Below are 14,523 nucleotides of genomic sequence, written 5' to 3'. Positions count from 1 at the left end.
TCGAAGAGGCGATAGAATCCATGACGTTTCTATTCTTATATGGAACAAAATTTTGTGTGTAAAAATTTTGCGTCATTTTATGGGGTTTATATTTTGTATATTTCCCTTTAACATAAAAAAGGTTCCCATTCTTTCTGAATGGGAACCTTTTTTAATAGCCTTGCACTGCCATGCAGTGCAGCGCAGTCGGCTCAGTCATGAAATTACGAAAGTTTTGCAGATAGCTCCTTGATATTTACAGCCTGAAGAATGTCATCAATGGTGACTGTCTTTCCCATTTCTGCTGTAATGGTATCCACAAGCTTCATAAGGATGATGGATTCTCCACCGAGAGAGTAGAAGTCGTCTTCCAGGAGGATATTCTGGTTTTCGAAAACATTTCTCCAGATGGTAACCAGCTGTTTTTCAGTTTCGGTGTAGGTGTCAAAGGATTCCTTTGAAAGGTTTTCCGATTCCTTGGCCATAGCTTCGGGGAGGGGGAGACTCTTCAGGTCAACCTTTCCATTGGCACTGAGTGGAAGTTCTTCTAGCACGACAATGCGCGAAGGAATCATATATTCCGTAAGGGTCTTTGAAATTTCGGCCTTTAAAACCTTCTCTGCGTTATCAACAGAAGTCTTTGTCACATAGGCAATGATCTGTTTTCCGCTTCCCGGAATGTCCTTCATTGTAGCCACAGCTTCCTGGACGTAACCTGTATGCAGAATTGCCGATTCAATTTCACCAAGTTCAATCCTAAAGCCGTGAAGCTTTACTTGGTTATCGGAACGTCCGAGGAATTCAATGTAGCCTTCCTTCTTGAGCTTTCCTACGTCACCCGTGCGGTAAATTCGCCCAAGTTTCGGGTGGTCAATAAACGCCTTGGAAGTCTTTTCAGGATCGTTGTTGTAGCATTTGGCAAGGCCAATGCCACCGATGAACAAGTCACCTTCCGTTTCAACGGGACAGAGTTCAAGGTTCTTGTTCAGCACATAGAACATCTGGTTCTTGAGCGGCATACCGTAAGGAATACTGTTCCATTCAGGTTTTACTTCACTGAACGGATAGGCTATGGACCAGATGGCTGCTTCTGTTGCGCCACCGAGGCTGATGAGGTCTGCTTTGGAGCCAGCATTCTTGGAGGTGGTACAGATATCTAGAGGAATCCAGTCTCCAGAAAGCAAAACCTTCCTGAGTTTCAACTCTGTAGAAATATTTGCATGGATCCTATGCTGCATTGCCATGGCGTATAGGATTGGGACGGAGTTCCATACGGTTACGTTTTCGCATGCTACTGTATTGCAAATTTCGTCCATGTTCCTTGCGTCGTTCACGAGTGCAAGCTTTGCTCCGCTGCTCAGACTTCCGAAGATATCATAGACACTCAGGTCAAAGCAAATGGAAGAAATGCCGATGAGAGCGTCGTTCTTATTGAGGCCAATTCGTTCGTTGATGTCAATAATTGTGTTGGCTACGGCTCCATGCTGCATGACAACGCCCTTGGGCTTGCCGGTACTACCTGATGTGTAGATAATGTAGGCTTCGTCTTCGGGGTAGCTTGTTGCAGGAACGTCAGTGCTATCAAGAGTTTTCACATGCTCCTGTTCAAGGAATGCCTTGCTCAGAAGAAGCTTGCAGCATGCATCTTGCATAATGAAGTCAATGCGTTCCTTGGGGTAAGCTACATCTACAGGAACATAGACTCCGCCGGCCTTCATAATGCCAACAATGCTTGCGATTGTTTCAATCTTGCGTTCGCCAAGGACTGCTACTCGGTCGCCGTGTTTTACATCCTTTTGCTTAAGCAGGTGCGCAATCTGGTTTGAAAGCTTGTCTAACGCTTCGTAAGTAATGGAATCGCCCTTGTTTACGACTGCAGTCTGTTCCGGGTATAGTTTTAAAGCCTTGTTTACAAGTCCAATCATGGTCTCCATGGGGGATTCGTGCATGGGCGGATTGTACTTACCCCATTGGCTATTGATGCCGAAGAACAGCAAATTCTGTTCACCTGCGGCAATGTAGCGGATGTTTTCTACAAAGTCGTTAAAAATGGCATCGATAACTTCTGGATCAAAGATTTCCTTGACGATATCCCAGGAAATGAAAAGTTTCTGTTCCATTTCGGCAATCTGGTTATCAATAAACACCTGTGGTGTCTGGGAAATGGAGTAGCGGAGCTTTCCAAGGACTTCGTAGTAGTTTTCCGGAGAATCGAAGAGTACGCATGTGAAAACGACTGGGAGAAGCGCCTTGCCAAACTGTCCGCTTTGTTTAGCGAGCTCGCGCATAATCTCTGTTCCGTCAAAGGAAAGATGCTCAAGACCCGTCATGATGCGTTCCTGGACGTAGCTTGCCGAGGTCCATAAATCCTTTTCCTTGACACTCAACGAGAGGGGTAGCAACTTGGTAAAATCACCGATGATCTTTTCTACATCCCTATGGAAAGGCTTCCTTTCGAAGGCGGTAAGGTTCAGCAATAGATCTTCTTGGTTGCACCATCTGGAGAGAACCTTTGCGTAAATTGTGCAGAGAAGTGCGGACGGAGAAACTCTGTGATTCTTGGCTACGGCCTTGAACTGTTTCCAGGTTTTTTTGCAGATGACCGCTTTTTTCCTTTCCATGGTATATTCCTTGCAGTCAGAGAGCTTCATGACTGTAGGAACATGGGGGTACGAGGGAAAGTTCTTGATTTCTTCCATCCAGTAGGACTTATCTTCTTCGATGCGCTTTGAATCTTTTGAATAGTCAAGATCGCGAATGTACTGTTCGTAAGAATAGTTGATTTCGCTTTCGAAAGGCTGCTTACGGAGAATTCTTGCGATGTCCGAGAAGAAAATCTGCATACTGTCGCCATCGCAGACCATCAGGTCAAAGCTAAAGAACAAAACCTTGTGGTTATCCCATTCAACCATCTTTAAGGTGAATAGCGGCCAAGTATCATGCTTGTAGCAGTGGTGCGAAAGCTCATTGCGGAGACGCATGATTTCTGCTTCATGGTTTTCGATGTTGCAGTGTACAACCTCTACATGGTACCTTGGCACATCGACAAGAACCTTCTGAATGCCCTGGGGAAGGAAAATTGCTCGCAGAGCATCATGTTTCTTGACAACTTGGTTGATTGCATTTTCGACATCAACTGCCTCATATTCCGTATCGATTTCAAAGAAGTAGTGAGCGTTGTACTTTCCAAGTTCAAAGTGTTCGTTCCTTCCATTAAGGTAAGCAAGCTGGACTCCTGTGAGAGGAAATGTCTTGTTCTTGGATACATCGCTTGCTTTTTGAATGTCTGCGCTTGCGGGCTTTACGCTTTCATTAATCTTGGATTCTGCAAATTGAGCAAATCCAAGAGCCGATTTAGCGTTGAGAATGGAGCTAAAAGGTATGCGAACGTTGAATTCCTTTTCAATACGCTGGGCAATACGCTGGGCCTTGATGGAATCGCCACCGAGTTCAAAGAAATCCATCTTTTCGTCAAGTTTCTGAATTTCAAGGACTTTCTTCCAGACTCTTAGGATTCTTTGCTGAATTCCTGTGAGGAAGGTGTTCTTTTCGACTGGTTCTTTTTCGGTTGTTCCTTTGCAGGCTACGCTAGACAAAGCCTTGCGATCAATCTTGCCATTTGGCGAGAGAGGCATCTTTTCAAGGTTTTGATAAAGATGCGGAACCATATAGCTAGGCAGGAACTTTGAAAGCTCGGAACTCAGCTTATCCTTTGAAATATTTTCCCCTGTGTAGAATGCGGCAAGTTGCTTGTTTGCATTGACAATGACAACTGCTGCTTCGATTCCATCGATGCTCTGCATGCATTGTTCAATTTCGCCAAGCTCAATGCGGTAGCCGCCAATTTTTACCTGGGAATCCTTGCGCCCGAGGAAAATGACATAGCCCTCACTGCTGAATTTTCCAAAATCGCCAGTCTTGTAAATGCGACCGTATTTTTTGTGATCAATAAATGCCGCTGCAGTCTTTTCTGGGCTATTGGCGTATCCTTGGGCAACGCCTACGCCACCAATGTAAATTTCACCCTTGATTTCCGGGGGGCAAATTTCAAGTTCGTCAGTGAGGATGTAGATGGTCTGGTTAGCGAGCGGATAGCCGTAGGGAATGCTCTTCCATTCGCTAGGAACCTTGGTAATGGGGTAATAGATGGACCAGATGGATGCTTCGGTTGCTCCGCCTAGGCTATACACATTTGCGTTGGGGAAATGCTTGTGAATGCGGTCAGGAAGCGTAACGGAAATCCAATCTCCACTCAAAAGTACCGATTTGAGTTCTTCGTTGACATAGTCTTCGGGGAGGCTGTCAATGAATAGTTCCATGCCAGCGGGAACGGAGTTCCAGAGAATAGCCTTTGCATTGTCAACAAAGCTCTTGATTTCGGCAGTTTCTTGAATGTCCTTTGCGATGTCCAGTTCGGCACCGGTAGAAAGTGAACCAAAGATATCATAAACGCTCAAGTCGAAACAGTAAGAAGAAAGCCCAAGAATTGTGGAATTTTCACTTACGCCAAAGCGTTTGTTAATGTCGAGAATCGTATTGACCATGGCTCCATAGGCAATGGAAACTCCCTTTGGAGTACCCGTACTTCCGGATGTGTAAATCACATAGGCAGTTGCCCCTAGATTTGAATTGGGCCTAAAGCAGTCTACATAGCTCGTTGTGTCAAGCTCTATTTCATTCGGATCAACAGTCATTCGACAATTTGAATTCTCATGAATGAAGTTCTGGCGTTCCTTGGGCCACTTGTAGTCAATGGGAATGTAGGTTGCGCCTGCTGCCATGGTGGCGAGAATGCTTACAACAGTCTGTACATTCTTCTGAACCAGGATGCCTACGGAATCACCTACAACAACTCCTTTGTCCTCAAGATACTTGGCAGCATGGCTTACGGCATTCTTGAGTTCGCCATAGGTAAGGCTTCTTGTTGAATCCTTGATAGCGGTCTTTGCGCTGAACTTGTCAAAAGAATCAATGATATAGGTGAGAGGATGCTTGATCTCAAATTTTTCACTAGTCTGGTTGTATTTATTGACAGATTCAATAAATTCAGGATCCTCTGAAGACATTTCTCCGCTATCGGCAAGAGCCTGGATATTTTCGGAGTAGAACTTGAACATGTCCTTAATTGTATTTGCAGGGAAAATCTTTTCGAGGTAATCCCATGAAATCAGGAGCCCGCCGTCGTTGGTCTTGCAGATTTGGTTATCGATACTTACCTGTGACGTTTGCGATTGAACATAGGTAACTTCAATATCCTTAGGGGCAGGGAGCTTTCCAAAAAGCATGCTCGTAAAGACAATGGGCATCGGGTTTTCGTTATCGATACGCTTTTTGCGAATGAGGTCACGAATGACTTCGACACCTTCGTATGAACTGTGATCGATGTATTCATACATCTTGTCGCGCACGGCCTGGAGAGTTTCCTTGAGGGATTTTCCCTTGAAAAGGCTTTCGCTGAAATCGTAAATGACGTTACTCGTGTAATCGCCAATGATGAAATCCATCCCCTCAATGCCATAGGGCCTGTTCAACATGGTAATATTGACAGAGAAGTCACCAGATTCGCTGAATCTAGCTATTGTCTTTAGATAGAGATAGAAAAGGACAATGCTGGAAGTAACGCCATTTTTTTTTGCGAAAATATCAAGTGCTCGAAGTGTTTCCTTAGAAAATCTTGCCTGTTCTCGCCTGCAGATATTGTCCTTGGAGGAGATTTTTTCTACAGCGGGGAGCTTTGGGGCTTCGGGAATAGAATCTATTCGGCTATCCCAGAATTTTTTGTCGACATCATGCTTTGTGGGATTGGAACGTTCCTTAATCCACTGGACATATTGGGGATTTTCCTCAAAGTTGAAATTGGGAATTGCCTCGTCGTTGTAAAGCATCAAGAATTCTGTAGCGAGCCCCTGGGCGCTGAGACCGTCGATGAACATGAGCTCAAGGTCAATGGAGGTAATGTTTCCCTTTTCGGTTTCGATATTTACGATATTAAAAAGAGGCCACTTCTCGAGGCTCCTTATTTCTGTTTGTACACGATTACGAGTGCCTTGCAGGTATGTTTCGGCCTGCTGTTCGGACATGTGCTCACGAGTAATCTTGAATGTTCTTGCAATGCTCTTGTCGTAAACACACTGATTTTCGCCGTTTACGAATGCTCGCAGGGCATCATGCTTTTCAATGAGATTTCTTAGGCAGCTTTCCGCCTTGTCCAGGTTAAAATTATGGCGGACTTCAAAATAGAAGTGCGTTGAATTCAGCCCATTGTGGAAATTCTGTTCGCGACCCAACCTATAGGACTGTTGCATCGAAGTCAGCGGGACTTCACGTTCAATGACGGTTTCCGTTCCCTTCTTTTCAAGAACCTTTCTTGCGAGATCCCCGATGGTTTCGGCTTGAACGAGATCCAACATGCCGAATTCTACACCCATGTTGTCCTTCAGCTTTCCCAGAAACCTGAACATCTGGATGGAATCCTCGAAAACCTCATAGAGCGAGGTATCCTTTTCGAGGTTCTTTTGTGTAATACTCTTGAAATTTGAAATAATTTCGTCAATCGACAAAGCGGGCATTTTTATACTCCTGTAATTTCACCATTTTTGAAGGCCAATAGCATCTTTTCCTTGGCTATTTTTCCAGTTCCTGTTGTAATGAGCTTTTTCATAGGGATGACCTTGTTTAGGCCAAAACCCATTTCGGAGAATACGTGTTCCTTGAGTTCTTTAACGGGAATATCCGCTGGATCCTGGGATTCTACAAACAAGTAGACATAGTTGTTTCCTGATGCAAAATCGTTATCTCCGCATACTGCGCAACGGTATCCGAATTTAGAGGTTATGACTTGTTCAATGTCGCGAAGGTAAATGTTTTTCCCGTGAATGAAAAACATATCTTTCTTGCGGCCAACCACATAAAGAAGGCCTTCGCTTAGGAATCCCAGGTCGCCTGTGTCAAGCCATCCGTCAATAAAGAGGTCGGACGAATCCTTGCTCAGATATCCGGTGCAGATATAGTCGCTTTTCACAAGAATGTTTCCAACTACATAATCGTTGAGCGGTTCGCCAAGATCATTGGATATTCGAATCTGCATCTCGGGAATGGCTCTGCCCTGGCATACGATATCGGCAATGTTTGCCTTAAGCACGTCAAGGTTGAAATCAATGCCTGCAGTAAGCTTTTCTGCATAGACTTCTGGGTATTCATGTTCCATATTGAAGGTCACTGCACCCAAAGCTTCTGTAAGGCCGTAAAGCGGTACTATAGTATTTTCTTTGAACCCAAAGTGTTTCATGGAATCGGTAAATTCCTTACAGACTTTCTTGGAAAGCGGTTCGCCTCCATTTAGAATGAAGTCTAAGCAGGACAAGTCCCATTTTTCGTTCCCCTGGATTGCCTGCTTGAGTAGTGGATAGGCAAAATTGGGGGCCGCTGTTTTTGTTGCGCGAGTCTTGCTTACTGCGTCGAACCATGATTTAGGATTCTGAATGAATTCTACAGCGTTCATGTGAACCGCACCCAGATTATAGTACATCGGGATGACTATCAGTGTAACAATGCCAAAGGCATGTTCAAGGGGAAGCCATTGTAGCCAAATGTCCTTTGGACTAGTCTTAAGCGCCTTACCGAGGTTCTTGAGCATGAGCAGGAATCTCTGGTTATTCATCATAACGCCTTTCGGATCCGTAGTGCTTCCCGAGGAATAAAGCACGAGAGCCAGTGCATTGGGGTCTACATCCGCATATTCGATTTCATTTTCCATGTCGTCAGGATATTTCTCGACATTCTCGACAACGGTAATGATTCGATTCTTGTCTAGGTCTTTCCAGAAAAACTTGATGAATTCTGCTGTTTCACTATCTGCAATAATAGGAGCGGTTGGGTTATCGCCTGCAACGCGTTTTAGCCTTGTAACATGGTCTCTGCTGCGAGCTGCTGTCAAAAGAACGGGAGCGACCCCCATAGAAAGCAATGCGAAAAAGCTTGCTAGAAAAGCTTTCTTTGTCGCGGCATTAATTTGGAATAGAACCATGTCGCCTTGTTTTAGTCCATATTTTTTAAATGTATGGCGGGCGAAAAGGATGTCTTTCTCAAGGCTTGCCTTTGAATAGAGCGTTGTTGTTCCATCCTTATAAAGGGTGATCTTTGAATCACTCTTAAGGTAGTCTTTTAATCTTTCGTTAAGGGAGGGTAGTTGTTTCATGAATCATGTACCTGAAAGAATGTTATGGATTTGTTTAATGTTTAATTTCTTTATGGGCTCTACGCTTGCAGAGCAGGACGTAATAACGGAATTCGTATCGTTGAAGACTTGCATCACCTGAAGCTCGTAACGGAAAGAATCTTCATCAAAAGGGGAGAAGTCCATCTTGTTGATCTTAGAGCTGATTCCTGTTCCCTGGCATTTGACGTAGCTTTCCTTAAGCGACCAAAAACGGGTGAACAAGGTAACTCCATTTGCATCCTGCTCAATTTTCCGTATCTCGTTAGGGTGCATGGCGCTTTTGATGCAGTCCAGGTTTCGCTTGTCTATTCCAGTAATGTCAACTCCAATATCTTCCTTGGAAATTCCGCAGACAACGCCTTCCCTGGCATGGGAAATGTTGAATTGGATAAAGGGTTCGTTCTTGAAATAGGGCTTGCCGTATTTACCAATTTCAAAATCTTCCATTATTCTTTTACCAGTCTCTATTACATAGGCTGATTTCAAAAGCAGGTAGGCCAAAGCGGAAATCTTCTTGTCGGCAAAGAATTTGTAGCGATCAATTTTCTGCTTTCGCTGTAGGCTTAGGAAAGGAGAAAATGCTACAAGATCATCCTCTGCAAAATTCTTTATGTCGGTTAATGCGTAGAGCATCTTATTCTATTTGGTTCCAATCTTCTGTTAATAGTCGACGTAAAAGGGCAATGTTGTCATCCATGATTTCCTTGATTGTTGAATACTTGAAAGCCATTTTTACATAGTCGAAGCACAGTGAAAGTGATCCGTCAAAGTCTGTAACCTGGTAATCCAATACGACCTGCGGGGTCTTGCTCAGGGAATTTGTCTGGCGAATTCCACCGGGGAGCGTATTGACCGTCTTGCCACCATCGAGAACGCAGGTAAGCACAATGGGGAGCTGTGCCTTCATAGGGCGCAGATTCTCCTTGAACTTGAGTATCTTTGTTCCGTCATAGGAGTGGAACCGCACGAATTGCCACATTTCCTTTTGAACGGCCTGAATGCTCTGTAAAAAACTGCCGGCATTCTTTGACAGCGTTAGGTAGGCTATATTTGTAAAGTCGCCAACGACGCTATAAATATCCTTGTGTAGCGGCTGCCTATTGTATAATGTTGAGGTGATGGTGATGGCGTTGCCTTTGCTGTGCTTCAGTAAAGTCTTTAGCAGTACGCAACTTACAATGGCTGAAGGTGTCGATCGGTAATTTTTTGCCACCTGCTGTAGTTTTACGTATTCCTCTTTTGTAATGCCGCCAGTCATTCGGTCGAAACGGTGATTGTGAATCTCGGAAAGAGGCTTTGCGTAAGGCAAATCCGGTTCTACCACGATTTCATTCACCTTGCCTTTCCAATAGGCTTCTGCTGCGCTGTAGTCCTGCTTTGATTCAAAGGCAGACAATTCTTCGCTATATTGCTTAAAGCTGTAGCCTGGCCACGTTACCGTTTCGCCATTATAGATTTTCAGCATCTGCGTAATGGCAATTTTTGCGCTGAAGGAATCCATGATAATGCAGTCAAAATCAATGTGGAGAATGTCCTTTTCTCCGCTCACATGGGAAATGCGGAATGTAAATAGCGGCCATTGGTCAAGTTGATAGATGTGGTGATTCCACTCGCTTCTGCCCTTAAGCCTTTCCTCTGCGCTAGTGAACGTATATTCCTTGATATTCACATGGGGGACATCTTCGAGGACTGCTTGGGTGCCATTTTTAAAGATGATAAGCCGCATAGCATCGCAATGGGCGATTGTCTCGTTGAGGGCCTCCTCCATCTTGCATGCGTCCAGGGGAATATCAGACGTGAGTTCCATGTAGTAATGGGTATTGATGCCGCCAAGGTCATAAATCTCGTCACGTCCGGTCAAGTAGGACTTTTGAATGGGCGTGAGAGGGAATGCCTTTGATGCAAGTTCCTTTTGATGGTTCAGATAGGCAATAATTTTCTCTTTATGTTGCTTGAGAGTTTCCTTGTCTTCGGTGGTCAAAGCGGACTTTGTTGCGCGAAACTTCAGCTTTCCGTCTTCGGTCCAAAGCAGGATGCCTCTTTCTGCAAATTCAGAAATCAGCTGCATTATTCAGCCTCCTTGTGGGCATAGCTAAGCTTTTGGGCGAGTTCCTTTGCGTATGTCGGATCGTCGATGCAGCTAAAGTGGTTCCCCTTGATAATCAGGAGCTCATAATTACCAATGCAGAGTTCTTCCCATTCCTTGTAGAACATGCCGAAGTATCTGAATACGCCTTCTTTATTTTCGGCCATAAAGTAGCGTACATTGCCAAAATACGGGGTTGGCGTGTAGAATCCCAAAATACTTGTATTATGGGTATATAACTTTAATAGGCGTTTTAGAGTCTTGTCATCGGCAGTGTGGGCGAAGTTCATGCTGTATTCTTTGCAAAGGGCGAGAATATCATCGTCATTCATTTCGAGGAACTGCTTGAGCTTTGAACCATCCTTCATTAGGTCTGCTGTGGCAATGATTTCTTCCTTGCCAATTTCAGTCTTCTTGCTTGTTTCAAGTATTTTCTGGAAACATTCGGCACATTCTACCGCATCGAGACCCCATTTCATAAGGTCAACGGCAAGCATTTCAGAAAAGAATATGTTACGGGTGAATATCGTCTTGCTTGTGAAACCAAATCGTGTTCCGTCAATAATCGAGAGGTCAGGAACTTTGACACCTGCTTCTTCCAAACGTTCTGCAACTTCAATTGCTACGGATGAAATAAAGCAATAGCCAATCAGTTGAACGCTCTTTGCCCCTGTTTCAAGGATATGCTTGGTGAATAACGCAGCAAGTGTCGTTCCGACATCTTCCGGTTTTACGCTAAAGTAGCCTTCATCATCATCAATAGCGAAGGTATATACCTCGCCTTCATTCTGGGCCTGAAGTGTGGGAACAATATACTTGAATCTATCCGGATTCCAGAAAATGGGTGGGAGAATGACTCGAATTTTCCCATCCTTGATTTCTCCATTCCCGTAGTGCACCATGCGGATAAAATCGCCCTTGTCCTTCTTGACTTCATTTTCTTCCTTATGGAATAGGAAGTTTGCCGTATCGCGTACAGTGGGGTAGTCTAGCATCTGCTTTAACAGAATATCAAAGGGCATCTCAATCTTGAGCTGGGTGCGAATAGATGTCGCTACCTGAGTCATCATGATTGAATTTGCGCCAAGGTCATAGACGTTTTCTTCGGGGCCAATCTGATTGACCTCTAAAGCTTTTTTCCAAATTTCAGCAATTTTTTCTTCATCTGGAGTTATCGCCGAGTCTGTATGGGTATCCTTGTTGCAAACTTTCTTGGATTCAATGAGTGAGAGTACGGCCTTTCGGTCAATCTTTCCATTGGTGGAAAGTGGCATTGCCTCCACGATTTCGATATGGGAGGGGTGCATGTAGTGGAGCAGGTACTTATCGATGTGATTCTTAAGCCCATCCTTATCGATTTCGCCGGATTTTTCAATCATGGCAAAAATTTCATTTTTGTCGGCACTTACGATGGCTACAGCGGCGCGTACGTTTTTGAATTCCAAAAGCACATTTTCGATTTCACCGAGTTCAATGCGATGACCGCGAATCTTGACCTGGTTATCTCGACGGCCGAGAAATTCAATTTCACCTCCATGGAGGTAACGGCCAAAGTCTCCGGTAAGGTAGACACGTTTTGTAGTTCCTGGAAGGAATACGAACTGCTTATCCGTGCGTTCTTTGTCAAAATGATAACCGAGGGCTACGCCATCGCCACCCAGTGCAATTTGACCGGGTACAAGTACGGGGCAATCTTCGAGATTTTCATCGAGGACATACATGGTCTGGTTCGAAAGAGGCCTTCCATAGGGGAGTATCTTTAAACCGTCATTGGCGTCATAACGGTGGTAATTTGACCAGATAGAAGCTTCAGTAGCTCCTCCAAGACAGATGACTTCTGCTGTTGGAGCGTATTTTTGGATGGTCCCCGGCATATCGACAGGAATCCAGTCGCCAGAGAGGAATACCTTTTCTAGCGGAAGCTTGGGATTAGATACAGACTCTGTATAGTTGAGGAGCATTTTCATGAGAGCGGGAACGCTATTCCATAGCGTAATTTGCTTTTCGTGAAGCAAGCTGTACCAATAGGCGGGGTTCATGTAATCTGCCTTTGGCGGATAATAGATTGTGCCTCCTGCACCAAGAACGCCAAAGATGTCATACACGGAAAGGTCAAAATTGAGCTGAGAAAGTCCAAGGACGTTGTCATTTGATGAAACGTGAAATCTTGCATTCATGTCATCAATAGTGTTCATTGCACCTGCATGGGTAATGACAACACCCTTAGGTTCACCGGTACTTCCGGAGGTGTAGATGACGTAGGCTACATCATTTGGATCATTGCTTACTTCTGTAAAACCTTCCGTGGGGGCAAGGGTATCCACATTGATTAAGGTGTATCCTTCGGCTTCCGGGTGTTCTTCTGTGGAAACGCCTAAAACAACCTTGCAGCCTGATTTTGTCATAATTTTCTGGGCTCTACCGCTAGCGTGTGCCGCAGAAATAGGAATATAGACCGCTCCTGCATAAAGGATTCCCATGACGCTTACAATCTGCCAAGCGCTCTTTTCCATAAGGACAGGAACCGAATCACCTCTTTTTACGCCGTTATCTACAAGTGCCTGGGCGAGTGCACTGGCTCGCAGGTCAAGTTCTCTGTAAGTAAAATTGGTGATGCCGTCATCAACGGCAATCTTTGCTGGGTTTGCCAATACATTCTTTCTAAAGTCAGCTTGCAGCATACGGACGTTCCATTGACGTTGCGTGCTGTTGGCGGTAGTACGTTCTTCGTGGTCCTTTTGAGGTATGGCTAGATTCTTTATGAGTGTCCAGTCTGCATTTTCATCAGCCAATGACTTTAAGCGTTCCTCAAAAGACTTGAACATAGCGTCAATGATATCTGGTGCAAAAACGCCTGCTCTCAAATCCCAGTTGACCTGTAGGCCGAAAGATCCATCCATGACCTGGCAGTCTATGAACGTTTGCGGAGTTTGGGATATACCCCCACAGAATTCAGCGCGTAAAGGCTTTGACGATTCAGAAAGCCCTATGGCGCTGGTGTACACGATAGGCATAGAGATGCCATTCTTCTTGGTCTGCCTGGATATTTCGCGCATGACCTCTACGCCACTGAAAAGTCTGTGGTCGATATCGTCAAATAGCTGGGCGTTTAAGGTTTTGGCCCTTGTTAAAAAGTCTGTCTTTGTATTGTTATGGATTTCAAGAAGGCTTAAAGATGTAAAGTCCCCAACAATTTCCATAACATCCTTGTGAAGGGGGAGGCGGTTAAGTACCGTCATATTGATGCAGAAATCCTTGTTTCTGCTCCACTTGGCAAGGACATCGGCGTAGGCGGTAAGGACGGGGACGGTCGGCGTAAGGCCATATTGCTTTGAACGAGTCTTGACCCTGTTCCATTCTTCAGGGGAAAGCCTTGTGAACTTTCGTTCAAAGGCGTCTTGAACCTGGTCAATCGAATTGATCGGCAATTCTGGAGATTCGGGGAGGTTCGGGATACGCTCCATCCAGTATGCTTTTTCGCTCTGGTACTGCTTACTTTCCTTGATTTTCTTCTCGGCTATCAAGTAGTCCCTGAACGAAATTTTTTCTTCACCTTCAATGGCGACGTTGTCGAAATAGGCTCCTTCAAATTCTGCCACGAGTTTCCAGATGCTTGTCCAGTCGGCGATCAAAAATTCAATAGAAAAATGGAGAATGCTGTAATCTACGTGCTTGGAAACGGCTAGTCCAAACATTGGCCACTTGCCGATAGTGTAGGCCCTATTTCCCATTTGTTTGCGGAATTCTTCAAAAGCCTCTTTATTTTCAGGTTTCTTGACTAAATTCCATTCCGGGATTTCGAGGGAGGGGACCTCTTTTAATACCTGCTGGAATCCCCCTTCGTTAATTACCGCATGTAGCATATCGTACTTGCGGGTGAGCGCATTCCAGATTTCAAGGACTCGACTTGTATCTAGATCCTTGTACTTGAGTTCCAGATAGACGTGGCATGCGACGCCACCATAATCATAAAGTTTGCTTCTACCGACGAGATAGGCAGACTGTACATCGGTTAGAGGGAAGGGCTCGTAACGGTTTGTTCGGTCAATTACAAATTTTGAATTCTGTTCGCGTTCTTCAAGGGTCTGAAGAATTGCTTCCTTATTCGCCTTAAGTTCTGCCATGACATCTGGCGTCATGGTTTCCTTAGAGGCTTTGTATTTGAGTTTTCCGTTTTCGGACCAGAGCAGTATGCCTTTCTTTTCAAAATTGTCTAGGATATTTATGGTCGTCTGCATTG

5 protein-coding genes are annotated in these 14,523 nt (G+C 44.7%); all 5 read right to left on the bottom strand.

Features of this window, described 5'->3' with window-relative positions:
• Nucleotides 1-203: 203 nt before the first annotated feature.
• The 5 genes from BUB38_RS12165 to BUB38_RS12150 are packed head-to-tail and all read right to left on the bottom strand — an operon-like array spanning nt 204 to nt 14,521.
• Complete coding sequence (locus BUB38_RS12165; RefSeq protein WP_083542159.1) at nt 204-6,548, bottom strand: non-ribosomal peptide synthetase; 6,345 nt, start codon at nt 6,546-6,548, stop codon at nt 204-206.
• A gap of 2 nt (nt 6,549-6,550) precedes the next feature.
• A complete protein-coding gene (locus tag BUB38_RS15855) occupies nt 6,551-8,176 on the bottom strand; it encodes an AMP-binding protein (RefSeq protein WP_083542156.1) in 1,626 nt (541 codons plus the stop codon).
• Between the two features lie 3 nt (nt 8,177-8,179).
• Nucleotides 8,180-8,830 carry a 4'-phosphopantetheinyl transferase family protein gene (locus BUB38_RS12160; RefSeq protein WP_073160927.1) on the bottom strand — a complete coding sequence of 217 codons (651 nt, stop codon included), beginning with the start codon at nt 8,828-8,830 and terminating at the stop codon, nt 8,180-8,182.
• A gap of 1 nt (nt 8,831) precedes the next feature.
• Nucleotides 8,832-10,265 carry a condensation domain-containing protein gene (locus tag BUB38_RS12155; protein ID WP_073160925.1) on the bottom strand — a complete coding sequence of 478 codons (1,434 nt, stop codon included), beginning with the start codon at nt 10,263-10,265 and terminating at the stop codon, nt 8,832-8,834.
• Nucleotides 10,265-14,521: a non-ribosomal peptide synthetase gene (locus tag BUB38_RS12150; RefSeq protein ID WP_073160923.1), complete on the bottom strand. Its 4,257-nt coding sequence runs from the start codon at nt 14,519-14,521 to the stop codon at nt 10,265-10,267. Before BUB38_RS12150 ends, BUB38_RS12155 begins: the two co-directional genes overlap by 1 nt.
• Between the last annotated feature and the right edge of the window lie 2 nt (nt 14,522-14,523).

Source organism: Fibrobacter sp. UWH5 (assembly GCF_900142505.1).
Lineage (GTDB): Bacteria > Fibrobacterota > Fibrobacteria > Fibrobacterales > Fibrobacteraceae > Fibrobacter.
The sequence above is the reverse complement of the archived record's forward strand: the minus strand, read 5'-3'. Positions and strand labels throughout refer to the sequence as shown.